This window comes from Falsiruegeria litorea R37 (assembly GCF_900172225.1).
Lineage (GTDB): Bacteria > Pseudomonadota > Alphaproteobacteria > Rhodobacterales > Rhodobacteraceae > Falsiruegeria > Falsiruegeria litorea.
This window is the reverse complement of sequence record NZ_FWFO01000001.1, coordinates 2,014,167-2,038,069: the sequence shown is the minus strand read 5'-3', so window position 1 is coordinate 2,038,069 and position 23,903 is coordinate 2,014,167. Positions and strand designations below refer to the sequence as shown.

General features: G+C 59.9%; 21 protein-coding genes. 4 read left to right on the top strand and 17 right to left on the bottom strand.

The window, feature by feature from the left end:
- Window positions 1-81: 81 nt before the first annotated feature.
- Window positions 82-834 carry a cytochrome c biogenesis CcdA family protein gene (locus TRL7639_RS09940; protein ID WP_085795528.1) on the bottom strand — a complete coding sequence of 251 codons (753 nt, stop codon included), beginning with the start codon at window positions 832-834 and terminating at the stop codon, window positions 82-84.
- A gap of 105 nt (window positions 835-939) precedes the next feature.
- Here TRL7639_RS09940 and TRL7639_RS09935 point away from each other — a divergent pair, with 105 nt between their 5' ends.
- Together TRL7639_RS09935 and TRL7639_RS09930 are read left to right on the top strand one after the other, a co-directional pair.
- Window positions 940-1,170, top strand: coding sequence for a sulfurtransferase TusA family protein (locus TRL7639_RS09935; protein WP_085796359.1), 231 nt, complete (start codon window positions 940-942; stop codon window positions 1,168-1,170).
- 195 nt (window positions 1,171-1,365) lie between these two features.
- Window positions 1,366-1,962 (top strand): hypothetical protein, encoded by a 597-nt coding sequence (locus TRL7639_RS09930; RefSeq protein WP_085795527.1) that lies wholly within the window; start codon window positions 1,366-1,368, stop codon window positions 1,960-1,962.
- A gap of 152 nt (window positions 1,963-2,114) precedes the next feature.
- Here TRL7639_RS09930 and TRL7639_RS09925 read toward each other — a convergent pair whose 3' ends face one another.
- From TRL7639_RS09925 to purC, 6 genes are all read right to left on the bottom strand, one after another.
- A complete protein-coding gene (locus TRL7639_RS09925) occupies window positions 2,115-5,195 on the bottom strand; it encodes an Rne/Rng family ribonuclease (RefSeq protein WP_085795526.1) in 3,081 nt (1,026 codons plus the stop codon).
- Between the two features lie 533 nt (window positions 5,196-5,728).
- On the bottom strand, window positions 5,729-7,063 hold the full coding sequence (locus TRL7639_RS09920) for a sigma-54-dependent transcriptional regulator (RefSeq protein ID WP_085795525.1): 1,335 nt from the start codon (window positions 7,061-7,063) through the stop codon (window positions 5,729-5,731).
- 12 nt (window positions 7,064-7,075) lie between these two features.
- Window positions 7,076-8,851: a sensor histidine kinase gene (locus TRL7639_RS09915; protein WP_085795524.1), complete on the bottom strand. Its 1,776-nt coding sequence runs from the start codon at window positions 8,849-8,851 to the stop codon at window positions 7,076-7,078.
- A gap of 36 nt (window positions 8,852-8,887) precedes the next feature.
- A complete protein-coding gene (gene purQ, locus TRL7639_RS09910) occupies window positions 8,888-9,556 on the bottom strand; it encodes a phosphoribosylformylglycinamidine synthase subunit PurQ (protein ID WP_085795523.1) in 669 nt (222 codons plus the stop codon).
- Entirely contained in the window at window positions 9,553-9,786 is a 234-nt protein-coding gene (gene purS / locus TRL7639_RS09905) for a phosphoribosylformylglycinamidine synthase subunit PurS (RefSeq protein WP_085795522.1), read from the bottom strand. Before purS ends, purQ begins: the two co-directional genes overlap by 4 nt.
- 84 nt (window positions 9,787-9,870) lie before the next feature.
- Window positions 9,871-10,632 (bottom strand): phosphoribosylaminoimidazolesuccinocarboxamide synthase, encoded by a 762-nt coding sequence (purC, locus tag TRL7639_RS09900; protein WP_085795521.1) that lies wholly within the window; start codon window positions 10,630-10,632, stop codon window positions 9,871-9,873.
- 160 nt (window positions 10,633-10,792) lie between these two features.
- Between purC and TRL7639_RS09895 the strand changes: the two genes are divergently transcribed.
- The gene (locus TRL7639_RS09895; RefSeq protein ID WP_085796358.1) at window positions 10,793-11,110 is read left to right on the top strand and encodes a DUF1476 domain-containing protein; all 318 of its coding nucleotides are present in this window, start codon (window positions 10,793-10,795) and stop codon (window positions 11,108-11,110) included.
- 128 nt (window positions 11,111-11,238) lie between these two features.
- Window positions 11,239-12,252 (top strand): betaine--homocysteine S-methyltransferase, encoded by a 1,014-nt coding sequence (gene bmt / locus TRL7639_RS09890; protein ID WP_085795520.1) that lies wholly within the window; start codon window positions 11,239-11,241, stop codon window positions 12,250-12,252.
- Window positions 12,253-12,337: 85 nt separating this feature from the next.
- Here bmt and TRL7639_RS09885 read toward each other — a convergent pair whose 3' ends face one another.
- The 10 genes from TRL7639_RS09885 to TRL7639_RS09840 form a co-directional block, all read right to left on the bottom strand.
- A complete protein-coding gene (locus tag TRL7639_RS09885; protein ID WP_085796357.1) occupies window positions 12,338-13,114 on the bottom strand; it encodes an enoyl-CoA hydratase-related protein in 777 nt (258 codons plus the stop codon).
- A 75-nt stretch (window positions 13,115-13,189) separates the two neighbouring features.
- Entirely contained in the window at window positions 13,190-13,660 is a 471-nt protein-coding gene (locus TRL7639_RS09880; RefSeq protein WP_085795519.1) for a cytochrome c-type biogenesis protein, read from the bottom strand.
- Window positions 13,657-15,621, bottom strand: coding sequence for a heme lyase CcmF/NrfE family subunit (locus tag TRL7639_RS09875; protein ID WP_085795518.1), 1,965 nt, complete (start codon window positions 15,619-15,621; stop codon window positions 13,657-13,659). The genes TRL7639_RS09880 and TRL7639_RS09875 overlap by 4 nt, the downstream gene beginning before the upstream one ends.
- Before the next feature lie 74 nt (window positions 15,622-15,695).
- Entirely contained in the window at window positions 15,696-16,280 is a 585-nt protein-coding gene (locus TRL7639_RS09870; protein ID WP_085795517.1) for a holin family protein, read from the bottom strand.
- Window positions 16,271-16,882, bottom strand: coding sequence for a holin-associated N-acetylmuramidase (locus TRL7639_RS09865; RefSeq protein ID WP_085795516.1), 612 nt, complete (start codon window positions 16,880-16,882; stop codon window positions 16,271-16,273). Before TRL7639_RS09865 ends, TRL7639_RS09870 begins: the two co-directional genes overlap by 10 nt.
- 145 nt (window positions 16,883-17,027) lie before the next feature.
- Complete coding sequence (gene ccmE / locus TRL7639_RS09860) at window positions 17,028-17,471, bottom strand: cytochrome c maturation protein CcmE (RefSeq protein ID WP_085795515.1); 444 nt, start codon at window positions 17,469-17,471, stop codon at window positions 17,028-17,030.
- Window positions 17,472-17,490: 19 nt separating this feature from the next.
- Window positions 17,491-18,519 carry an N-acetyl-gamma-glutamyl-phosphate reductase gene (argC, locus tag TRL7639_RS09855; RefSeq protein WP_085795514.1) on the bottom strand — a complete coding sequence of 343 codons (1,029 nt, stop codon included), beginning with the start codon at window positions 18,517-18,519 and terminating at the stop codon, window positions 17,491-17,493.
- 93 nt (window positions 18,520-18,612) lie between these two features.
- A complete protein-coding gene (locus TRL7639_RS09850; RefSeq protein ID WP_085795513.1) occupies window positions 18,613-19,422 on the bottom strand; it encodes a glutamate racemase in 810 nt (269 codons plus the stop codon).
- Window positions 19,423-19,429: 7 nt separating this feature from the next.
- Window positions 19,430-20,308 carry a lysophospholipid acyltransferase family protein gene (locus tag TRL7639_RS09845; protein ID WP_085796356.1) on the bottom strand — a complete coding sequence of 293 codons (879 nt, stop codon included), beginning with the start codon at window positions 20,306-20,308 and terminating at the stop codon, window positions 19,430-19,432.
- Between the two features lie 79 nt (window positions 20,309-20,387).
- A complete protein-coding gene (locus TRL7639_RS09840) occupies window positions 20,388-23,810 on the bottom strand; it encodes an indolepyruvate ferredoxin oxidoreductase family protein (RefSeq protein WP_085795512.1) in 3,423 nt (1,140 codons plus the stop codon).
- Window positions 23,811-23,903: the final 93 nt, after the last annotated feature.

Genomic DNA, 23,903 nt, shown 5'->3' with positions numbered 1-23,903 from the left:
GCCCGGCCCAACGGGAGGAGGTTTTTCCATCAAGAAAAATTGACGACGGACGGGAGCACACCCCGCGCCGACGCAAACGACTTACCCCAGAACAGCCAACCCGGGGAAGGTTTCCAACAGCCACCAGCTGAATTGTGTGAAGGCTCCGGTCACCAACATCACGCCGACAACCAAGAGCAACCCACCCATGACTTTTTCGATGGTCCCCATATGCGGCTTGATCTTGTTCATCACCCGCATCGAGCGGTTCAGGAACATCGCCGCCAGCAGAAACGGAATGCCAAGACCTGCAGCATAAACCCCCAGCAACAGCGTACCACGCGCCACCGAAGCCTCAGACGCGGCCAGAGACAGGATTGCGCCCAGTTGTGGTCCAATACACGGGGTCCAGCCGAAGGCAAACGCCAGCCCCAGAACATAGGCTCCGAAACTCGACCCGCCCGCATCACCGGTTTCCATCCGCGCTTCGCGGTCCAGGATCGAAATGCGGAAGATGCCCAAGAAATGCAGACCAAACAGGATGACCACGCCGCCCGAGATCTTGGTGAACAACTCCTGGTTCTGCAGCACAAACGCGCCAAAAGCCGACGCGGTGAACCCCAGCAGCAAAAAGACCGTCGACAGCCCCAGCACAAAGAACAGCGCCGCAATGGTCGCCTTGCGCCGCGCCCGCGCCTCGTCCTGCATCTCGTTGATGGTCACACCGCTCATATAAGCCAGATAAGGCGGCACGATGGGCAGGACGCAGGGCGACAGAAAGCTGATGACGCCGCCAAGCAAGGCCACCATCATGGCGGGAATCAGGCCCGCGTCTATGATCTCAATTCCGAACATGCATCAGCACTTAAGCCATCGATTGGCCCGCGTCACGGGGCCATCCGGTCACATCCTCGTGGTGAGAGTGTGGACAGCCGTGATCAGGCGGAATATCTGAAGGTTATGACTGATGAACCCGATACGCTGGACGCCCTGGGGTTGTTGTGCCCCCTGCCCGTTCTCAAGGCCCGCAAACGGCTCAAATCCATGTCCCCCGGCGCGCAACTGCGCCTGTTGGCCGATGATCCGGCCGCAGTGATTGATGTCCCGCATTTCTGTCATGAAAGTGGCCACAGGTTGGTGTCTCAGTCTGAAGCTGACAATCATCAGATCTATGTGATCGAACGACGGTAACAACGATCTGTTTTGCCTGATCTTCATTTGGGATTGGACATGGATCGAAGGCGCGCAAGCAAGATGACGCGTCGCTGCCACGAATGTCCGTTTGGAGCCCACTTTATCGAATGCTGCGATGCGAACGAATGGCTGCATTGAGGAGTAAAGTATGATTTACAGGCGCTGCACAGTTGCAACCAAGGTCCTCGCAAAATGGGAAATTATGATGCCGAAGCGTTATCGGAAAATGATACTGAAGTAGTTGAAAAGATTATATCACTAAATGCTAAGCTGTCCGCTTTTTGGGCCTCTGCTCATGGCTGGGCACCCGAAGATGCCGCGAATTTGCTCTCCAGATCACGCTTAGACTGGCAGGTCTCACTTTCAAAAACGCTTCATTTGTGGATCGCTCGAGACCCAATGACCGACGGGGAATCGATCTTGGCTTGGGCAAATCTGGGAGCGTTACTTGAAGGGACTCTGAAGCTCTTCTTTTCAATTTACTATTCGGATTTTCAGACGGACATTGAAGCGCTCAAGAAGGCGAATGCTTACGACCATAAGAAGAAGACCCACAAGGAGCCTGACGGGCTAACACTCGAGGTCCTGCGTAGATATGTTATTCACACAAATCTCTTCGTAGAGGAACATCGAGAGATGTTTCAACTTGTGCAAAGCCGTCGAAATGCGATTCACGCCTACAAGGATCGTGAGCTGGGCACCGTAACAGAATTTAGAGATTCTGTTCGCGGCTACATGAAGTTTCTAACCTACGTTGATCTTAGCGTTCCATACCCAGATTACCCGTGAGGCTCGCGCCTGAAAGCCGCCATCCGCGCAACCGCAGCGAAATGGCGCTTCGTCCGCATAGCTTCCTTTGGCTAAAGAAATTGAAAAAGCCCCCGAAGAAATCCCCGGGGGCTTTTTCTTTTTTCACAATGCAAGTGCACTGAAACGCGGGGTCAGCTTCCCAGCGACCACCAGCCGCGTTTTTTCGGCTTGGGCGGTTCAGCCGGTTCCGGCGCAGGCGCAGGTTCCTCGGCTACGGTTTCCAGAACCGGTTCGGGTTGCGGCTCTTGGGCTTCGGCTTCGGGGGCTTCCTCCACCGCAGCGACGATAGGCTCTTGGTCCTGTGTCTCAGGTTCATTCGCCGTCTCTTCTACAGCCAAATCTTCAGCGGCAGGGGCTTCAACCGGTTTCTCGGCCACAGCCTCTTCGGCGGGCGTCTCCTCGACCGCCTCGGCCACAGGCCCCTCCTCAACCTCAGCCGGGGCTTGCGGTGCATCGGTTGCGGCAGCGGGCTCTCCAGCGACGTCCACAGCGACCTCTTCCAACGGAGCCTCAGCAGCCGCGTCTTCGGCAACAGCTTCGGGCTCGGCCTTCTTGCGGGTGCGGCGGCGTTTCGGCTTGGCTTCTTTCTTGGCCGCGTCTTCACTATCCGCGACAGCGTCGCCGGCAACAGGCGCTGTGTCATCACCTTCAGCAGCCTTTACGTCATCCGCAGTATCCTCGGCCTTTTTGCGCGAACGGCGGCGGCGTTTGGGCTTGGGCGCGTCCTCGGCAGCTTCTGGCGCTGCGTCAGACTTTTCAGCCTCAGCTTGCTCTGCGTCTGCCGCCGGTGCCTCTTCGGCCTCAGCCGAAGCTTCCGCATCCGCTTTGGTCTCGGGCTCGTCGCCGTCCTCCGAGTCCGAGTGACCCTGGGCCTGATCTCCACCGTTTCCGCCACGACGCCGACGGCGGCGACGTCGCTTACGCTTGGGTTTGTCGTCGGCATCCGCAGGCTCTGCTGCCTCGACCTCTGCCTCGACGTCTTGCGCCTCGTCAGCGTCGATCTGATCCATCAGTGACGTATCCACCGATACCACCGGCGCTGTTGCCTCGGGCACGGTGCGGGTCGCGGTCTTGAACTTCTCAAGCGAGAAATCGGGGCTGACCAGATGCACGTCGCCTTCGATGCGCACGGACAGGCCGTAGCGCGCTTCGATCTGGGCGATGTGCTCGCGTTTCTGGTTCATCAGGAAGTTGGCGATGTTCACCGGGCAACGCACCAGAACTTCGCGCGAGCGGCGGCGGGTGCCTTCCTCTTCGATCTGACGCAGGATCGACAGCGCCATGTTGTCGTCCGAGCGGATCAGGCCGGTGCCGTGGCACGAGGGGCACGGCTGCGTTGTCGCCTCGATCATGCCCGGGCGCAGACGCTGGCGGCTCATCTCCATCAAGCCAAAGCCCGAGATGCGGCCCACCTGGATGCGCGCGCGGTCGGTCTTGAGCTTGTCCTTCATCCGCTTTTCGACGGCGGCGTTGTTCTTGCGCTCGTCCATGTCGATGAAGTCGATGACGATCAGGCCTGCGAGGTCGCGCAGACGCAGCTGGCGTGCGACCTCTTCGGCCGCCTCCAAATTTGTCTTGAGCGCGGTTTCCTCGATCGAGCCTTCTTTGGTGGCCCGGCCAGAGTTGACGTCGATCGCAACCAGAGCCTCGGTCACGCCGATGACAATGTAGCCGCCCGATTTCAGCTGCACGGTCGGGTTGAACATCCCCGCCAGATAGCTTTCCACCTGATAGCGCGCAAACAAGGGCAGCGCGTCCTCGTACCGTTTCACGTTCTTGGCGTGGGACGGCATGATCATCTTCATGAAGTCCTTGGCGATGCGATAGCCACGCTCGCCTTCGACAAAGACCTCGTCGATTTCGCGGTTATAAAGATCGCGGATCGAACGTTTGATCAGGTCGCCTTCTTCATAGATCTTGGCGGGCGCGATCGACTTGAGCGTCAATTCGCGGATCTGTTCCCACAAGCGTTGCAGGTATTCATAGTCGCGCTTGATCTCGGCCTTTGTGCGTTTGGCACCGGCGGTACGCACGATCAGGCCTGCGCCGGTCGGCACGTCGATTTCGGCGGCGATCTCTTTCAGTTTCTTACGGTCGGCGGCGTTGGTGATCTTGCGGCTGATGCCACCACCACGGGCGGTGTTGGGCATCAGGACGCAGTAGCGACCGGCCAGCGACAGATAGGTGGTCAGGGCCGCGCCCTTGTTGCCGCGCTCTTCTTTAACGACCTGCACCAGCAGGACCTGACGGACCTTGATGACTTCCTGGATCTTGTAACGGCGCGGGCGCGGTTTGCGCGGCGGACGGATGTCGTCGCTGTCGTCTTCGTCTGCTACGGATTCAATGCTGTCGTCCTTGGACGTGGCATCGGCCTTGCGTGCGGTCTCTTCCTCGTCGGCGTCATCCTGTTCGGCCTCGGTGGTTTCCGCCTCAGCCTCGGCAGTCGCCTCCTCGGCCCCAGCTTCAGTGGGCTGTTCCTTGGCTTCCGCCGCATCCGTTGCCTCAGCTGTCGTCTCTTCGGACTGGGCCTCGGCCCCTTCAGCCGCGGCTTCTTCGGCACTTGGAGCATCAGCTTCTTCTGCAGCGGCGTCTTCAGTCGCAGCTTCCGACTCTTCAACGGCAGGAGCTTCCGTGGTGTCCACTGCTGGCTCGGCCGTATCCGTCTCGGCGGTCTCGGGCTCTTCGACCGGAGTATCAGCCACCCGCTCCATGGGCGAGCTGCCCTCAAGCGGGTCAACCACGTCCACCTCATCCGACTCGTCGGTGAGGTCGATGGTTTCCATGCCGCTGATTTCGGTTTCGACCTCTTTGGTCTCGACGGCATCCTCGGTCGTGACTTTGGCTGCTTTGGACTTGGACCGCGAGCGGGGCTTGCGCTTTGGCTTGGTCTCTTCTTCCTCGTCACGCGCTTTCATCGCTTCGGCGTAAGCGCGTTCTTCTTCCATCAGAGCTTCGCGGTCCGCGACCGGGATCTGATAGTAATCCGGGTGGATTTCGGAAAAGGCCAAGAACCCATGACGGTTGCCGCCATAGTCCACAAACGCCGCCTGCAGCGATGGTTCGACCCGTGTTACCTTTGCGAGGTAGATGTTGCCAGCGAGCTGGCGTTTGTTTTCGGATTCAAAATCGAACTCCTCGACCTTGTTTCCGTCGACCACCACAACCCGAGTTTCCTCGGCGTGGGTGGCATCGATAAGCATCTTCTTTGCCATGTTACCTTGGTGCACCGCCGCAACCTGCCGAACCTGACCTGTCCAGGTGGTCCGGTTAGATTGAAGGGGTGGCTTTTTGGGGCGATATCAGACGGCGCGCGGCAGGGTCTGACCAATTGGCCCCCTGCCCGATGTCTCGTATCTTGCGCGCGCGTCATCGCGGTTCTTCTCCGACAGGCGGGGTTTGTCCCGGCGCCTGCCCATTATTTCCTTTCACCCCATGTGGGGCGAAGGCACTACATTGCCCTGAACAAGTCGCAACCTATGCAGGGCTCAATCGGTCTGTTCGATCGCCACGGGGCTTGCCGGGTAGGATCAAACAGCGAATCTCAAGTCGGGGACTTACTATGCGACATTCGCAACGCCCGTCCGGTCACCATAAGACCAAGCCTGTGGAAAAGACAATAGGTCAATGCATCTTCAAGCCGCGGCAACGCGAACAGTGCGATGCTTGCTCTTCTTCTTGTTGAAAATACGGCGGCGATGAATGCTGCCGAAGGCGGCCGAGGGGGGCTGCCCCCCTCGGCCGGTATTTACAGATAGTCGGACCGTTGCAGGCCGTATTTCGCCATCTTTTCGTTCAAGGTTCGGCGCGGCAGGCAAAGTTCTTCCATCACGGAGGCGATAGAGCCCTTGTGGCGGCGCATGGTGTTGTCGATGAGCATGCGCTCAAACGCCTCGACATACTCCTTGAGCGGCTTGCCCTCGGTTGTCATGACCGGCTGCATTTCCTCGTGATCGGACATCAACAGCGATGCGATGGTGCCCGATCCACGACGCGCCTGCAGCACCGCGCGCTCGGCGATATTGATCAACTGGCGCACGTTCCCCGGCCAAGGCGCCTGCAACAGCTGTGCGGCTTCTTGTGCGCTGACCTGCGGAGCATCGCAGCCGTATTCATCCGCGAACTGCTCACTCAAACGGGTGAAAAGCGACAAGATATCCTCGCCCCGTTGACGCAGTGGCGGCATGGTCAGGCGCAGCGCGGCCAGGCGATAGAACAGATCCGGGCGCAGGGCGTCTTCGCAAGTGCGGCCCGCCTCTTGCAGGTTCGAGATGGCGATGATGCGCGTCTCGGCCGGTGTGCCCTGCTCGTTAATCACATTGAGCAGCCGCGCCTGTAGCGTGTCGCTGAGCGCCTCGATATCTTCGAGCACCAAGGTGCCACCGCGGGCCTCTTCGATGGCGGGCAATTGCGTGTCTTCGGGCAGCATTGGACCAAACAGGCGCTTGGTCAGCGCTTCTTCTTCCAGAGCTCCGCACGAGACCAGGACGAATTTCTTGCCGGCGCGACTGCCAACCGCATGCAACGCATGGGCCACCAACGTCTTGCCTGTTCCGGTCTCGCCGTCGATCAGAACGTGACCGTCAGCTTGGCCGAGATCCAGAATATCCTCTTTCAGGCGCTCCATCACCGGGCTGGCACCGATCAGCTTGTTCATCAGCTGGGTGCCATCGCTCAGCTCGCGGCGCAGCGCCCGGTTGTCGAGGGTGAGCCGCCGCGCGTTGGTCGCGCGTTTGGCAAGCTCTGACATCCGGTCGGGGTTAAAGGGCTTTTCCAGAAAATCGAACGCGCCAACGCGCATCGCCTCGACCGCCATGGGTACGTCGCCATGCCCGGTGATCATGATCACCGGCAGGGTGCTGTCCGAGCCCATCAGCTTCTTCAGGAACTGCATCCCGTCTATACCCGGCATCTTGATGTCCGAGATTACGATTCCAGGATAGTCCGGCCCCAGCACCTTGAGCGCCTCTTCGGCGCTGCCAAAGGTTTCGGTGTCATAGCCCGACAGGGCAAGCCACTGGCTGATGGATTGGCGCATATCCTGTTCGTCGTCGACAATCGCGATTTTCATGGCCTGTGCCATACTGGTACCTCGTCATTCCGCGGCTTCAAGGCCGCCCTCTAGAATCGGCAGCTGCATTTCAAAGACCGCACCGCCGTTTTGCCCGTTGCGCGCCGTCAGGCGCCCGCCAAGGTCGTTCACGATCCCCGACGAGATGGCAAGACCCAGACCCACACCGTCGCCCGGTTGCTTGGTGGTGTAGAACGGCTCGAACAGGGCATCGAAGTCCTCGATGCCCTGGCCATTGTCGCGCACGGTCAGCGTCGCGGTTTCCCCTGCGGCCAGAATGATTTCCACCTCGGGGTCTCGTACTGATTTGGTGGCGTCGAGCGCATTGCGCAAGAGGTTTACCATAACCTGCTCGATCCGCAGCCGGTCGCCCATCACCTGCACCTGATCATCCGGCAGAATTTGCGTGATCTGCACCTGACGTTGACGCAGCTGCGGCTCCATCATTGACAGCGAGGCTGCCAGTGCATCGCCCATGTTTACAGGCGAAAGCGTCTCTCCGCCCTTGCGCGCATATGACTTGAGTTGCCGCGTGATCGCCCCCATCCGTTCGATCAGCCCGTCGATGCGACCAAAACTCGCCAAAGCCTCTTCGGGACGGTTGCGGCGCAAGAGCAATCGCGCGCCGGCCAAATAGGTTTTCATCGCGGCCAGTGGCTGGTTCAGCTCGTGGCTGACGGCCGCTGACATCTCGCCCAAAGCCGCGAGTTTCGAACTCTGCGCGAGGCTCTGTTCTGCCACTTCCAGCGTCTTTTGCACCCGTTCCCGTTCAGCAATTTCCCGCTGGAGCCGCGCGTTCAATGCGCGAAGCTCTGCCGACTCGCGCTGAAACAGCGCCATGCGCACGGCGGTCTTTCGACTAAGCGCATAAAAGGCCAGCGCCAACAGAATCGCGAATCCCATAATTTCCAGCGCCAGCACGCCGTTCACCCGTTCGCGGATCGAGGCATAGGTGGTGAACGACGTCATCTGCCAGCCGCGGAACGGGATACGGCTTTCCATGCGCATCACCGCTTCGCCTTGCAGATAGGCGTCGGCCGGCAGGGCCGTCCAATCCGCTGTCACCCGAATAGCCCGTTGAATGGCCCCCTGCGGTGTCTGGCGTTGCAGGGCCTCGGCCTCATTCAACCCGCGCCAACGCGGCTCGGTCGCCAGAATGATCGAACCTGTACTGTCCGTGACCATCACCGCGTCGGAAATCCCGGCCCAGGCCCGCTCGAACTTGGCGAGGTCCACCTCAACCACGATGACGCCCAGAACCTCGGCCCCATCTTCAAGCCGTCGTGCGTAGGTAAAGCTGTATCCACCCGCCTCGCGCGGGAGCACGGTGAACACGGTCGCGTTGGCCCGCATCGCATCGACGAAATGCGGCTCACCCCGATGAGGTTCACCCAGACGGTTGCGATCCGTGGCGGCCACTGTTCGGCCATCTGAATCCAACAGCATCAAAGACGCCGCGCCGATCTCTTCAACGAAAGAGATCAGCCGTTGGGTCGAGCGGCTGAAGTCGTTGGATTGCAGTGCAGAAATCAGCGTGGGGTCCCGCGCCAAAAGCTGCGGCACGATGGCATTTCGGCGCAGTTCACTCAGCAGGTTGCCGGAGTAAAGCGTCAGGCGCAGCTCGGCCCGGTTTCGGGTGCTTTCGGTAAATCGGTCGGTCAGCAGACGGTTGGTGACCCAGACTGTCGCCGTTGCCACCACCAGAAGAACGACCAAAGCCAGCCGCACACGCCAACTGATCGCTGTGGATCTGGGCCAAGCCAATGCAGGTTCCGTTGTATTCCCTGGGGTCGTGTTCATGGCCCCACGCTACGCGCCCGGGGCCATCTACTCAAGTCAGGCCGGGGTCAGAACGCCCGCCAATGCGCGGAAGAGCGCCGTTCCGTCGGTGCCACCGTGGCCCTCATCCGCCGCCCGCTCGGGGTGCGGCATCATGCCAAGCACACGACGGTTTTCCGACAGGATGCCGGCGATATCGCCCAGCGATCCATTGGGGTTCTCGGTATAGGTGAAGGCGATCCGGTCCTGATCGCGCAGCGCGGCCAGGGTTTCGTCATCGGCGAAATAGTTGCCATCATGGTGCGCGATCGGAATGCCGATCACATCGCCTGCGTTGTAGCCTTCGGTGAAAGCGCTGTCGCTGGTTTCCACTTTCAGGCCCACGGTCTTGCAGATGTATTTCAGGCCCGCATTGCGCAGCAGCGCCCCCGGCAGGATGCCGGTTTCGGTCAACACCTGAAAGCCGTTGCAGACACCAAAAGCATAGCCGCCACGCTCGGTATGCGCGGCCACCGCCTTGCAGATCGGCGATTGCGCGGCAATGGCACCGCAGCGCAGATAGTCACCATACGAGAACCCGCCCGGCACGCCAACGATGTCGACGCCCTCGGGCAGCGCGTTGTCCTTGTGCCAGACCATCGAGACATCAAACCCTGCCTGTTCAAACGCAACCGCCAGATCGCGGTCACAGTTCGAACCCGGGAAGACTATGACCGCCGCCTTCATCCCTGCATCTCGATGCTGTAGGATTCGATCACGGTGTTGGCCAGCAGCTTTTCGCACATGGCAGTGACATCCGCCTCTGTCGCGCCCGCGGCCAGATCCAGGTCGATCACCTTGCCCTGACGCACGCCTTCTACCTTGTCAAAGCCCATGGCACCCAACGCGTGGCGCACGGCCTCGCCCTGCGGGTCCAGAACCCCGTTTTTCAGCATCACATGCACCCGTGCTTTCATGTCGCGTCGTCCTTTGGCTCAGGTTCGAAACCTTCATCAGGTTTCATCTTGTTTATTGGTCTCGGCCTCAACGAGGCGCAGAGTTCAGTTGATCAGTGTCGGCTTGGTGATCGAGGCCGGATTGTTCGGCATCAGGCCCAGACGGCGCGCGACCTCGGAATAGGCGTCGGTGAGACTGCCCAGATCGCGGCGGAACACGTCCTTGTCCAGCTTCTGTTCGGTCTTGATGTCCCACAGGCGGCAACTGTCGGGGCTGATTTCGTCCGCCACCACCAAACGCTGGAAATCCCCGTCATAGATGCGGCCGATCTCGATCTTGAAGTCGATCAGCTTGATGCCGACGCCATACATGATGCCCGACAGGAAGTCGTTCACCCGCAGAGCCAGGCTTAGGATGTCATCCATGTCCTGCTGGCTGGCCCAGCCGAATGCGGCGATATGCTCTTCAGTGACCAGCGGATCACCAAGGCTGTCGTCCTTGTAGCAATATTCCACGATCGGGCGCGGCAGCTGTGTGCCCTCGGCAATGCCAAGACGCTTGGACATGGTGCCGGCGGCATAGTTGCGCACGATCACTTCCAGCGGCACGATTTCGCACGAACGGACCAGCTGCTCGCGCATGTTCAACCGCTTCAGGAAGTGCGTCGGCACACCCACCTGCCCCAGTCCAACCATGAAATACTCGCTCAGCAGGTTGTTCAGAACACCCTTGCCTTCGATCACGTCCTTCTTCTCGGCGTTAAAGGCGGTGGCGTCATCCTTGAAATACTGCACGATGGTGCCCGGTTCGGGGCCTTCGTACAGGGTCTTGGCTTTGCCTTCGTAGATCTTCTTGCGACGTGCCATGGGCAACCTTTCCAGGATGTGTGGGGAAATGAGTCCCCCCGCTTTGGGGCTCTCATAGTGCAAGCGCCGCAGTGTCGCAAGTTGGGTGCGCCCTCTTGCAGATATGATTGTCCGGCGTCATATGTTGATCAACGGTTTTACGGACAAAAGGGCCTATCCAATGAGCACATTCGACGATCGCGAAAATGCGTTTGAAAACAAGTTCGCGCATGACGAGGAAATGCAATTCAAAGCCGTTGCGCGCCGCAACAAGCTGGTGGGTCTATGGGCCGCAGAGCTGATGGGCAAATCCGGTGACGAAGCCGCAGAATATGCCAAGAGCGTTGTTCTGGCCGATTTCGAAGAGGCCGGCCACGAAGATGTCGTGCGCAAGGTCGAGGGAGATCTGAATGGTATCGCCGACGCAGATGCCATTCGCGCCAAGATGGCCGAGCTGATGCCGGAAGCCAAAGAGCAGATCATGAATGAGGTTGGCTAAGCCGACTTGCTGATGGGCTCATGATCTTCATGAGTTTTATGAATTTGATTTGACACCCCGTTCATGAGAGACGGGGTGTCTGTATTTCCGGGCTCGGATTCCGGCCCCCTTTTCTCAGGAACACGATCATGACCAATGCGTTCTCCGCCATGCTGGAAAGCCACGATGTCATCCTTGCTGATGGCGCAACCGGCACCAACCTGTTCAACATGGGCCTGCAGTCGGGCGATGCGCCCGAGTTGTGGAACGTGGACGAGCCCGCAAAGATCCGCGCGCTCTATCAGGGTTCGGTCGATGCGGGCAGCGATCTGTTTCTGACCAACACATTTGGTGGCACCGCCGCGCGCTTGAAACTGCACGACGCCCAAGACCGCGTGCGCGAACTGAACCGTGCGGGTGCCGAATTGGGTCGCGAAGTGGCAGACAAGGCAGGCCGCAAGATCATCGTTGCAGGTTCGGTTGGTCCCACCGGCGAGATCATGGAGCCGGTCGGCGCACTCAGCCACGCTGCTGCGGTCGAGATGTTCCAGGAACAGGCCGAGGGTCTGAAAGAGGGCGGCGTTGACGTTCTGTGGCTCGAGACCATTTCTGCGCCCGAAGAATACCGCGCTGCCGCCGAAGCCTTTGCCCTGGCCGACATGCCCTGGGTCGGCACCATGAGCTTTGATACCGCTGGTCGTACGATGATGGGCGTGACATCCGCCGATATGGTGCAGCTGGTCGAAAGCCTGCCAAACGCGCCGCTGGCCTTTGGCGCCAACTGCGGCACCGGCTCGTCCGACATCCTGCGCACCGTTCTGGGCTTTGCCGCCCAAGGGACCGAGCGTCCGATCATTTCCAAAGGCAACGCGGGCATCCCGAAATACGTCGACGGCCACATCCACTATGATGGCACGCCCGAATTGATGGGCGAATACGCGGTGATGGCGCGCAACTCGGGCGCCAAAGTCATCGGCGGTTGCTGTGGCACCATGCCCGCGCACCTGCGCGCGATGCGCGAAGCCCTGGACACCACATCACGCGGTGACCGCCCGACGTTGGATCAGATCACCGATAAGCTCGGCCCCTTCACGTCAGCCAGCGATGGCACCGGCGACGAGGCCGCACCCGAACGCCGCACCCGCCGCCGCCGTCGCGCGTAAACGACAAAGGGAGCGTCAAACGGCGCTCCCCTCTTCCTCTTGCTGAAAATATCCCGGGGTCTGGGGCAGAGCCCCAGTTCTACCCTCAGCGTCCCTCGAACTCGGCTGGGCGTTTTTGCATGAAGGCCACAACACCTTCCTGAAAGTCCCGTGTCCGCCCGCATTCACCCTGCAAATGCGCCTCGCGATTGAGCTGATCTGGCAGAGCATTCTCATAGGTTCCCCGGATCGCTTTCTTGATCGCGCCATATGCTGCGGTCGGCCCGTTGGCGAGGCTCGCGGCGCGCTTGCGCCAATGGGCGTCAAACGCATCATCCGAAACCGCCTCCCAAATCATCCCCCACTCATCCGCCTGCCGTGCGGTGATCTTATCGGCGAACAAGGCTGCCCCCATCGCCTTGGCCATGCCCATCTGACGCGGCATGAACCAGGTGCCACCAGCGTCCGGCATCAGGCCGATGCGTGCAAAAGCCTGCAGGAAATAGGCGCTTTCGCTGGCGATCACTACATCTGTGGCCAAGGCCAGGCTCGCACCCGCGCCCGCTGCAGGACCATTTACCGCCGCGATGGTCGGCACCGGGCAACCATAGATCGCCTCCAGCATGGGTGTGTATTCATCGCGCAAAGTCCGCTCCAGGTCGATCTTACCCGAGGATCCAGCGTCGCCCAGATCCTGGCCCGTGCAGAACGCCCCGCCTGCCCCGGTCAGCACGATGGCCCGCGCGGTCTTGGCAGCCTCGCGCATGGCATAGGTGATCTCGGCCCGCATCTGCGAGGTAAGCGAGTTCATCTTGTCCGGGCGGTTGAGCATCAGAACGGCCAGACCGTCAGTGATGTCGAGCGTGATGGTTTGGTATTCCATGACAATGGCCTTCAGATATGCAGGTTTTGACGCAGCCTGACCCAGGCGCGGTTCAGACAAAAGGGGGACGGTGCGTCAATCCTTGAGAATTTCTTTCAGCCGCGCCGCTTCGTCATCGCTCAGTTCTTCCTCGGGCACTGGTGCCGCTGTCGAGCGGCCACGCAGGTAAAGAAAGCCAACACCGGCGGCGATCAGCAACATGATCGGCCCCGCTGCCCACAACAGCCAATTGGCCCCGGTGACCGTGGGTTTCAACAAAACATATTCACCATAGCGATCGACGATAAAATCTATGGCCTCTTCGTTGCTGTCACCGGCCACCAGACGCTCGCGCACCAATAGCCGCAGATCGCGTGCAAGGTCGGCGTTGCTTTCATCGATGCTCTCGTTTCGGCAGACAAGGCAGCGCAACCCCTGGCTCAGATCCCGAGCGCGCTGCTCCAGCACCGGGTCATCCAACACTTCGTCAGGTTCAACGGCCCCAACAGACAGCGGCGACAAGGCGCAAGCCAGCAGTACTGCACACAAGGTCAGGAAACGGATCATTCTGCGGGCACTCCGCCTTCGGGGGCCTTGCGGGCCCCAGCAGCCACCCGGAATCGGCGATCAGACAAGCTGATGAAGCCACCAAGTGCCATCAGGATACAGCCGCCCCAGATCCAGTTGGCAAAGGGTTTGATATAGGTGCGCACCGTCCAGCCGCCATTGCTCTGCTGATCCCCGATTACCACGTAAACGTCCCGCATCAGGCGATAGTCAATCGCCGCTTCGGTCGTTGGCATACGGGCGACGGGGTAATCGCGTTTCTCGGGCGTCAGCATGGCAATCTCGCGCCCGTCCTTTTCAAGCTGCACGAACCCCATCGTCGAGATGTAGTTCGGCCCTGGCAAACGCTCGACCCCTTCAAGGGTCAAGGTAAAGCCGCCAACCTCAAAGGGTTCATTGAACTGGACAACACGAATGTCTTCCTCTTCCCAGGCGGTCAGACCGGCGACGGCGAAAATTGTGATGCCCAGACCCGCATGCGCGACCGCCTTGCCCCAATCGGCACGCGGCAGGCGCATCAGACGCCCCAGGCGACCGGTTCGGCCCGTACGGCTCCACAGATCCATCGCGGCCCCGGAAACGACCCAGGCGCCAAGGAACAGTCCCACCGGGCCAAGCGCGCTCTGCCCGGTCTGCATCGCCCAGACCAGAACGCCCAAAGCCACTGACAGGACAAAGGCATAGCGCAATGACCAGGCCGTGCGTCCCAGCCGCCCACGTTTCCACGGCAACATCGATCCGATCGGCAACGCCAGACCCAGCAGAACCATGAACGGTGTGAACGCAGCGTTGAAAAACGGCGGTCCCACCGAGAGTTTTCGGTCAAAGAACATCTCGGCGATGATGGGCCACATGGTGCCAAAGAACACAACGAAACAGCTGACTGCGAGCAGGATGTTGTTCACCACCAGCGCGCTTTCACGGCTGACAATGCCAAAGACACCCTTGGCCTCCATCTCCTGCGCGCGGGCCGCAAAAAGCGTCAATGCCCCGCCCGTAAAGAATGCCAGGATCAACAGGATGAACACGCCCCGCTCAGGATCATTGGCAAAGGCATGGACCGAGGTCAGCAACCCCGAGCGCACGATGAATGTCCCGATCAACGAGAATCCAAACGCCAAGATCGCCAGCAGGATGGTCCAGCTTTTCAGCGCCTCGCGCTTTTCGACCACGATGGCGGAATGCAGCAACGCAGCCGCCAGCAACCACGGCATGAAAGAGGCGTTTTCTACCGGATCCCAGAACCAGAACCCGCCCCAGCCAAGCTCGTAATAAGCCCACCACGATCCAAGCGCGATACCGATGGTCAGGAACACCCAGGCCGCCAGCGTCCATGGACGCACCCAACGGCCCCACGCGGCGTCAACGCGGCCTTCGATCAAGGCCGCAACAGCGAAGGAAAACGACATGCTCAGGCCCACATAGCCCAGATACAGAAACGGCGGGTGGAAGGCCAAGCCAGGGTCCTGCAGCAGCGGGTTCAGATCCTGTCCGTCAAATGGGGGAACTGCCATGCGCAAAAACGGGTTCGACGTAAACAGGATGAAGGCAAAGAAGGCCACCGCAATCGCCGCCTGCACGCTTAATACCCGTGCGCGCAGCCCAGGTGGCAACCCGCCTCCGAACCAGGCCGCCATGGCACCAAACAGGGTTACGATCAGCACCCAGAGAAGCATTGAGCCTTCGTGGTTCCCCCATGTGCCGCTGATCTTGTAAAGCATCGGCTTGGCCGAATGGCTGTTGAGCACCACCAGGCGCAGCGAAAAATCCGAAGTGACAAAGGCCCACATCAGCGCGGCAAACGCAAACCCAGTCAAAAGAAACTGCGCATTTGCGGCAGGTTCCGCCACAGCCATCCAGCCGGACCAGCGTTTGTGTGCACCCACCATGGGCACGATCGTCTGCACGATTGCGACCATGAAGGCCAGGATAAGGGCGAAGTGACCGAGTTCTGTAATCATATCCAAATGTATAGACCGCCCAAGGGGGCGGTCCAATCGCTTTCGTGCACCATGTCAGCGCATAGTGTCGCGCCTCAACCAGACGTGCGTTGCAAGGCTTTCCAATCCTCCAGCGCCGGGTTCTCGCCCGGGGTCACGGCCTTGGCAACTGTGCGTTGATCCTCAATGGGGTTCGCTGCACCGGGACTGTCCGAGCGCATCTGCTGCAAGGTCGCGATATTGGCCATGACCTGCGGCGCGCGGGTCATGGTGTCGGCCAGATCGCGTTGCAGGTCCTGCATTTTGGCCTGATGACGCGCGCCGAAATAGAACGACACAATTACCCCCAGCAGCCACCAAAGTGGCTCCGGCACCAGCGCAATGCCTTGCATGCGCGCCGAAAACCACAGCGGATCGACCATGGCGGAAACGAACAACCCCAACGTCCCAAGCGCCAGGGCAGGACGCGGCAAGCGATTGAGCCCATCCATGAAGCGATCAAACCAGCCCTTGCGTGGCACAGCAAATTCGGCACCGAATTGGGTCATCGCTTGCGCCTGGACCGTTTGCGAGCGCTGCGCTCCGGCTTCGGCGTTTTCGCGAAACACCTCAGCCGTTTCGCGCACCACATTGCGCCCGCCCCCAAACAGCAACTCAAACATGCCCGCGATCAACCCCATGCCCCTACCCTTTTCTGAAATTGAGCCTCTGTCAGGTGATAGCGCGGCGAGATGAATTCTTCGGCCCGTTTGATCCAGCCGCCTTTATCGCCACGCCGTGTACGGGCGTATTTGCGGCTTTGTACGCGCTGGTCTGCCAGCCGGAAGTAGTAGTTCCGACGTGCGACGCCATAAGCATCCCGAAAAGCCAATGCGCCCTGCTCTGCCGCCTTCGCCGCCGCCCCCTCGGTCTGTGGCCCCAAGGCACCATCGACCGAAACCGCAAACCCCATGTCCCGCAGCAGTCGCTGCAGAATTTTCACCGCATTTCCGCCTGCGTTGACATACATGTCAAAGACCGAAGGCTGAATGATCTTGGGCAAGCGGTTGATCCGGGGACGGTTGAAATAGTGATCGACAAAAATCTCGACCGCCTGCGTCCGGCTCAACGCCTTGACGTCCGCAACCGAAACCCGGCCATCACCAGTTAGATCCATCCCCAACCGCCGCATTGTATGGATCGTGACACCAAACTTGGTCGCCCCGCCCGGATCATCGGGATCATTCACATAGCCGCCCTCGCGGGCAACGATCTCTTCTGCGATCTGTTCCACTGTCAGCATTGAGTTGGTCCTACATCAGAATAGACGTAGATCACGCCACAGCCCGGTTAACGGCGCCAAAAGAACAAGGGCGCTGCCAAAGCAACGCCCCTTGTTTCTTCTTGTTCCAAATACGAGCGCCGCAGGCAGGCGGCGCCAGCTGCCTTCAGCTGTCCTGGCCTTGATACACGCCCTGCTCCTTCAAAGCATCGACAACTTCCTTGGGCATATAGGTTTCGTCATGTTTCGCAAGAATTTCAGAGGCCTGAAAGACACCGTTGACGTATTTTCCAGTGCCGACCATGCCTTGGTTCTCGGCAAACAGGTCCGGCAAAACGCCCGAGAATTCGACCGGAACCGTTGCCCCGCCATCTGTCACGGCAAAACGTACAACCGTCCCCTCGCCACGTTCGATGCTTCCTTCCTCGACCAGGCCGCCGATGCGGAACACTTCGGTCGGGGCTGGTGGTTCGGCCATTATCTGGCTGGGCGCGCGGAAGAAGTTGATGCCATCGCGCATGGCATAGCCGATCAGCCCGGTGGCCACGATCAGGGCCACGATGGTCAAAATGATCACCTGGATGCGGCGCTGCTTCTTGAGCGACTTCATGTCTTCCTCCGCGTCAGAGTTACGGGAACAGGGGCGCCATCATCAGGCCGCGCGTCTCGTCCTCACCTAACATCAGGTTGGCGTTCTGCAAGGCCTGGCCACTGCTACCTTTTGTCAGGTTATCCAAGGCCCCGATCACGATGGCGCGTCGTTCGATCCGATCCGCCGTCACCCCAATGTGGCAGAAGTTCGAGCCGCGCACATGATGCGTCGACGGCGCCTCGCCAAACGGCAACATCTGGATGAAGGGTTCGTTTTCGTAGGCGTGGCACAGCGTCTCATAAATGCTCTGCGGATCACCGTGAACGTAAGTTGTCGCCAGAATACCCCGGTTTGCAGGAACCAGATGCGGTGTGAACTGCACATGCACCGTCCGGCCCGCGATCTTTGAAAACTCCTGATCGAACTCGCCCAGGTGCCGGTGGGTGCCGCCAACGGCATAGGCGTTATAGCCCTCGCTCAGCTCGGCATGCAGCAGGTTTTCCTTCAGGCTCCGTCCCGCGCCAGACACGGCGCATTTGAGGTCCAGAATGATGTCGTCCAAATCAATCACATTCGCCGCGATCAGCGGCCGCAGCACATACTGACCCGTGGCCGCGTTACAGCCTGTACCAGCCACCAACCGCGCCGACCGGATATCATCACGATAGAACTCGGTCAGGCCATATACGGCCTCTTCCTGCTGTTCCAAAGCGACGTGCGGGTTGCCGTACCACTTTTCATACTCCGCCGGGTCACGTAGCCGGAAATCCGCCGACAGGTCGACGATCTTCAGGGTCTTGGGCAGCTCGCGAATGACCTCTTGGCTGGTCTTGTGCGGCAAGGCGCAGAAACATAGGTCGATCTGGCTGAAATCGATCTCGCTGATCTTGCACAGATCCGGCAAGTTCATGTGGCGCAAGTGCGGGAACACCTGGGCCATGCTCATGCCCGCCTTACGCTCGGCGGCAAGCGCCACGATGTCCATGTTCGGGTGTTCGGCGATCAGCCGCACCAGTTCGGCGCCGGTGTACCCGCTGGCGCCCAGAATTGCGATCTTGTGGGTCATGTCAGACCTCTTCTCTTCATATGTCGTGCAGTCATGGACCGCGCGCTGCGGTCCGGAGTTACCGGGCAAGATGCCCGCCGTCCTTGATCAGCGTCAAGCGGCTTGAAAGGTGATTTGTCGTCGGAGGAACTGCGTCGCCCGGTCACTGACGCGGTTCGGGTTGCCCGTGGTCAGAAAACCCGCATCGCCAGAACCCAGCATATGCGGGTGACGATCCAGATAGTCGGCCAATGAATCGGCCACGAGCCGCCCTTGGCTGAACACCTTGACGTCCGGGCCCAATGCGGTCTGAAACGCCTCTTCCATCAGTGGATAATGTGTGCAGCCCAGAATAGCCGCTTGGGGGTGCGGCATTTTGCGTTGCAGCGCTTCGACATGCGAGCGCACCAATGCTTCGGCGAGGATCATGTCGCCGTCTTCGATAGCATCGACAACACCGCCGCAGGCCTGCGCTTCGACGTCCACACCAATCGCACGGAACGCGAGTTCCCGCTGAAAGGCGCGGCTCATCACGGTCGCGGGCGTGGCAAACAAAGCGACGTGCTTGGTTTCCACCTCACGCGGCGGAGAGTTGTCGCCCCAGTTCCGCTCGGTCAGTGCTTCGATCAGCGGCACGAACACACCCAGCACCCGTTTGCCCTCGGGCACGCCCGCCTCCTGCATCCGGCGCAGCGCCGCCGCACTGGCGGTATTGCAAGCCAGGATCACCAGGTTACAGCCCGCATCCCAAAGATGATGCACCGCCTTGTTGGTGAGCTGAAAGATATCTTCGGCATCACGCACGCCATACGGCGCGTGATCGCTGTCTGCATAGTACAGAAAATCCACGTCAGGCAGCCGCTTTTGCGCCGCGTTCAGGACAGTCAACCCGCCCAGACCAGAATCAAAGATACCTACTGCCATTTGCCCCTTAGGCGCGATGCCGTTCCTCAAACTCATAGCCGTAGTCGTAAGACTTCAACGGCTTCGGAGACAGCTCATACGTGGCTTTGCGCAGGAAATCCATCATCGCGCGGCTATCTTTTGCCATCGGGTCCAGAATGTCACGGCCAATGGGGTCTCCCACCACAACTTTCACCGGCGTATCGACGCGCTTTTTGAACTCTTTGATCAAAAGCCCCATGCGCAGAGTGTTGTGCAGATGGCTGGCGATCTGGAACAGGCGACTGGTGTGGCCGTCGAAGTAAACCGGGACAACCGTGGCGTTCGATTTGCCCACCATTCGCGCAGTAAACCCGCGCCAACCGGGATCCATAGGCTGACCAAATGGCTTGACCGCAGTGCTGACGGTGCCCCCCGGAAAGATCCCGATCGCGCCGCCCCGACCAAGATAGTTCAGCGAGGTCTTGCGCGTGTCCAGGTTCAGCTTCATCGCCTCTTTCGTCTGGTCAAACGAGATCGGCAGGATGATCCGGTTGATATCTTCGGCCTTGCGGAACACCCGATGCGCCAGAATGCGGAAATCGCCGCGCGTTTGCGACAGGATATGGCCCATCATCAGCCCATCGAGAATGCCATAGGGGTGATTTGCAATCAGGATCAGCGGGCCGTCCTGTGGGATGTTCGATAGTGATCCGCCGATCACATCCAACGACAGGCCATAACGCTCGACCATCACCGACCAGAAGTCACGCCCGTTTGCCACGTCCCGCTCATACCCGTCCGCTCGCTTGATCAGGCCGATCCGCCCGGTGGAGTTCTCCATCAGCCGAATGACAGTGCGCCCGCCCTTAGTGGCAGCCGAATGAGCGTAAGAAATGTCGCGAGCGATGTGGCGGCGCGAGGTCATGGTCGTCTCCGTTTGGATGCCCGATAGATAAGAACGGGCATCCATTTTGCAAAGATTGCATGACAACAGTGTGACGGTATTACTCAGCCGCCTGCTTCAGGTCAGCGCCACCCTGGCGGATCGCGGCTAGCAGCTCTTCGCGACGTTTGGCAGCCTTGGCTTCGTTTTGCATTTTGACCGGGCCAAAGCCGCGAATATCCAAGGGCAACCGCGCAAGCGCGCAAACTGCGTCCTTGGTTTCTGGGCTTAACTTGGCCAGCGCATCTTTCATGTCCTTTTCATACTGACGGATCAGTGCGCGTTCCATCTTGCGCTCGGATGTATAGCCAAAGATGTCGAGAGGCGTGCCCCGCAGGCCTTTCATGCGCGACAACAGCTTCATGGGCCCAAGCATCCATTCCCCGAACTCGCGCTTCTTGGGGCGCCCATCCGGACCGGTGCCGCCCAGGATCGGCGGTGCCAGGTGCAGGGTCATCTTCAGGTCGCCGTCAAACTCGGCCGCGGCCTTGTTCCGACTGTCCAGAAGCAGGCGCGCAACCTCGTATTCATCCTTGTAGGACAAGAGCTTGTGATAGCCCAAGGCCACCGCCTCTTTCAGCTCGGCATCTTCGATCCCGTCGAGCATCTTGGCATAGCGTTTCGCCAATCGCTTGCTCTGATAGGCGGTCAGGTGATCCATGCGATAGGCAGTCTTTTCGTCCAGTGACTTGGGCAGCTCGACCACATTGGGTGTCAGCACCTTGGCCACTTGATCAGGATGCAGCACGGCCCAACGGCCAATTTCGAACGCGCGTTTGTTGCGCTCAACCGCAGCCCCGTTCAGCTCAATGGCCGCCATGATCGCGTCATGGCTGAGTGGAAGCAGACCGCGCTGCCAAGCCGCGCCAAAGACCATCATGTTCGAGAAGATGGAATCGCCCATCACAGCGCGCGCCAGATCAGACGCATCGAACAGCGCGAGCCGATCTTTCAGACGTGCCTCGAGCGCCAGCTCCAGCCGGTCAGACGGGATCTGGAATTCGGTGTTACGGGTGAAATCCCCGGTGATGATTTCATGAGAGTTGACCACGGCACCGGCCGTCTCGTTGCGCAGCAGACCGATGGTCTTGGCCCCGGCGCTGACCACCAGATCACCACCGATCAGCGCGTCACATTCACCGGTGGCTACACGGATGGCGCTGATGTCGTCGGGATCATTGGCCAGGCGACAGTGGATATGAACCGCCCCACCCTTTTGCGCCAGCCCGGCCATTTCCATCATACCGGCACCCTTGCCATCAATTTGCGCGGCCTGTGCCAGAACAGCGCCGATGGTCACGACACCGGTACCACCCACGCCCGTGATCACCACATTGTGGGTGCCATTGATCGTCGGCACCTCTGGCATCGGGAGATCAGGCAAATCAATCTCAGTCGTGGCTTCCTTGCGCAGCTTGGCGCCCTCTAGCGTGACAAACGACGGACAGAACCCTTTGACGCAAGAGAAATCCTTGTTGCAGCTGGATTGGTCAATTGCCCGCTTGCGGCCCAGTTCAGTTTCCTTGGGCACGATCGAGACACAGTTCGACTGTACGCCGCAATCACCGCAGCCCTCGCAGATGTCGGTGTTGATGAACACGCGCTTGTCCGGGTCCGGGAAGGTGCCCCGCTTGCGGCGGCGGCGTTTTTCGGCGGCGCAGGTCTGGATGTACACGATGGCGCTGACGCCTTCGATCTCGCGGAACTTCTCTTGCACGTTCATCAGCTCGGCGCGCTCATGGGTCTCGATGCCCGCAGGCAGCGCCTTGAAGTTCACGTCTTCTTTCTCGTCATAGACCACGGCGACATGTGTAACCCCCATTGCCTTGACTTCGGCCACGATGCGCTCGGCACTCAGGCCGCCCTCGTTGTCCTGTCCCCCCGTCATCGCGACGGCATCATTGTACAGGATCTTGTAAGTGATGTTCGTTCCGGCGGCCAAGGCAGCACGGATCGCCTGGACACCCGAATGGTTGTAAGTCCCGTCGCCCAGGTTCTGGAACACGTGATCGGTGGTTGAAAACGGCGCCTCGCCGATCCAGTTCGCCCCTTCACCGCCCATATGGGTATAGCCAAGCGTCTCGCGGTCCATCCACTGCACCATGAAATGGCAGCCAATGCCGGCATAGGCGCGGCTGCCGTCCGGCACCTTGGTCCCGGTGTTATGCGGGCAGCCCGAGCAGAAATACGGCAGGCGCGCTGCGATCTCTTGCGCATTGTCCGACCGGCGCGCGTCATCCAAAGCCTGCAGCCCGGCGCGAACGCCGTCCGTGTCGTGCCCCTCTTCGATCAGGATAGTGCCCAGCTTCTCGGCGATCATGATCGGATCAAGCGCACCACGGGTCGGGAACAGCTCGGGCCCATGCATCGACCCCGCGCCGCCACCTTTGTGCCAACCCCAGACACGCCGACCCCGGCGGTCATCAAAGATCGCCTCCTTGATCTGCACCTCGATCAGCTTGCGTTTTTCCTCGACCACAACGATCAGGTCGAGACCTTCGGCCCAATCATGGAACCCCTTCATATCCAGCGGGAACACCTGCCCGACTTTATAGGTCGTGATCCCAAGCCGCTCGGCCTCGGTCTCGTCAATGTTGAGCAAAGCCATGGCATGGACCAGATCCAGCCAGTTCTTGCCAGCCGCAACAAAACCGATCTTGGCCCCGGCTTTGCCCCAGACACGTTTGTCCATCTTGTTGGCATGGCTGAATGCCTCGGCCGCAAAGCGTTTGTGATCGATGATCCGTGCCTCTTGCGGGGTGCGGTCGTCCACCAGACGGATGTTCAGCCCACCCTCGGGCATGTCAAACTCGGGCGTGACGATCTGCATCCGGTTCGGGTCGCCATCGACCACGGATGTGACCTCGATCGTGTCTTTCATCGTCTTCAGGCCCACCCACAGGCCCGAAAACCGCGACAACGCCATGCCATAAAGGCCGTAATCCAGGATCTCCTGCACACCTGCAGGGCTGACAATCGGCATATAGGCATCCATCAAGGCCCATTCCGACTGATGCAACACGGTCGAGCTTTCGCCGGTGTGGTCATCGCCCATAGCCATGACCACACCGCCCAACGGGGCGGTGCCTGCCATGTTTGCGTGCCGGATCGCGTCGCCGGACCGGTCAACACCGGGCCCTTTTCCGTACCAAAGGCCAAAGACGCCGTCGTATTTGCCGTCGCCACGCAAACCCGCCTGTTGCGACCCCCAAAGCGCAGTGGCTGCCAGATCCTCGTTCAGACCATATTGAAACGTGACATCCGCCTCGGCCAATTGCTTGGCGGCGCGGTTCATCTGCATGTCGACGGCACCAAGAGGCGAGCCGCGATAGCCCGTCACCAGCCCTGCCGTATTGTGGCCTGCCGCCTCGTCCCGCGCCTTTTGCATCAGCATCAAGCGCACCAGCGCCTGTGTGCCGTTCAGCAGGACCTGTTTCTTGTTCAGGTCAAAGCGGTCGTTCAGCGAAATTTCGTGCTGACTCATCAAACGTCTCCCCACGTCAGATTAGTTTGCCAGGGTATTTTCCCCTCTCATCGCTCACTTTAGGTCACAAATACTGACCTGTATAGTGGCTTT

Coding starts and splice junctions, on each gene's coding strand:
- TRL7639_RS09940 (WP_085795528.1), bottom strand. CDS start 834: ATGTTCGGAATTGAGATCATAGACGCGGGCCTGATTCCCGCCATGATG.
- TRL7639_RS09935 (WP_085796359.1), top strand. CDS start 940: ATGACTGATGAACCCGATACGCTGGACGCCCTGGGGTTGTTGTGCCCC.
- TRL7639_RS09930 (WP_085795527.1), top strand. CDS start 1,366: ATGGGAAATTATGATGCCGAAGCGTTATCGGAAAATGATACTGAAGTA.
- TRL7639_RS09925 (WP_085795526.1), bottom strand. CDS start 5,195: ATGGCAAAGAAGATGCTTATCGATGCCACCCACGCCGAGGAAACTCGG.
- TRL7639_RS09920 (WP_085795525.1), bottom strand. CDS start 7,063: ATGGCACAGGCCATGAAAATCGCGATTGTCGACGACGAACAGGATATG.
- TRL7639_RS09915 (WP_085795524.1), bottom strand. CDS start 8,851: ATGAACACGACCCCAGGGAATACAACGGAACCTGCATTGGCTTGGCCC.
- purQ (WP_085795523.1), bottom strand. CDS start 9,556: ATGAAGGCGGCGGTCATAGTCTTCCCGGGTTCGAACTGTGACCGCGAT.
- purS (WP_085795522.1), bottom strand. CDS start 9,786: ATGAAAGCACGGGTGCATGTGATGCTGAAAAACGGGGTTCTGGACCCG.
- purC (WP_085795521.1), bottom strand. CDS start 10,632: ATGGCACGTCGCAAGAAGATCTACGAAGGCAAAGCCAAGACCCTGTAC.
- TRL7639_RS09895 (WP_085796358.1), top strand. CDS start 10,793: ATGAGCACATTCGACGATCGCGAAAATGCGTTTGAAAACAAGTTCGCG.
- bmt (WP_085795520.1), top strand. CDS start 11,239: ATGACCAATGCGTTCTCCGCCATGCTGGAAAGCCACGATGTCATCCTT.
- TRL7639_RS09885 (WP_085796357.1), bottom strand. CDS start 13,114: ATGGAATACCAAACCATCACGCTCGACATCACTGACGGTCTGGCCGTT.
- TRL7639_RS09880 (WP_085795519.1), bottom strand. CDS start 13,660: ATGATCCGTTTCCTGACCTTGTGTGCAGTACTGCTGGCTTGCGCCTTG.
- TRL7639_RS09875 (WP_085795518.1), bottom strand. CDS start 15,621: ATGATTACAGAACTCGGTCACTTCGCCCTTATCCTGGCCTTCATGGTC.
- TRL7639_RS09870 (WP_085795517.1), bottom strand. CDS start 16,280: ATGGGGTTGATCGCGGGCATGTTTGAGTTGCTGTTTGGGGGCGGGCGC.
- TRL7639_RS09865 (WP_085795516.1), bottom strand. CDS start 16,882: ATGCTGACAGTGGAACAGATCGCAGAAGAGATCGTTGCCCGCGAGGGC.
- ccmE (WP_085795515.1), bottom strand. CDS start 17,471: ATGAAGTCGCTCAAGAAGCAGCGCCGCATCCAGGTGATCATTTTGACC.
- argC (WP_085795514.1), bottom strand. CDS start 18,519: ATGACCCACAAGATCGCAATTCTGGGCGCCAGCGGGTACACCGGCGCC.
- TRL7639_RS09850 (WP_085795513.1), bottom strand. CDS start 19,422: ATGGCAGTAGGTATCTTTGATTCTGGTCTGGGCGGGTTGACTGTCCTG.
- TRL7639_RS09845 (WP_085796356.1), bottom strand. CDS start 20,308: ATGACCTCGCGCCGCCACATCGCTCGCGACATTTCTTACGCTCATTCG.
- TRL7639_RS09840 (WP_085795512.1), bottom strand. CDS start 23,810: ATGAGTCAGCACGAAATTTCGCTGAACGACCGCTTTGACCTGAACAAG.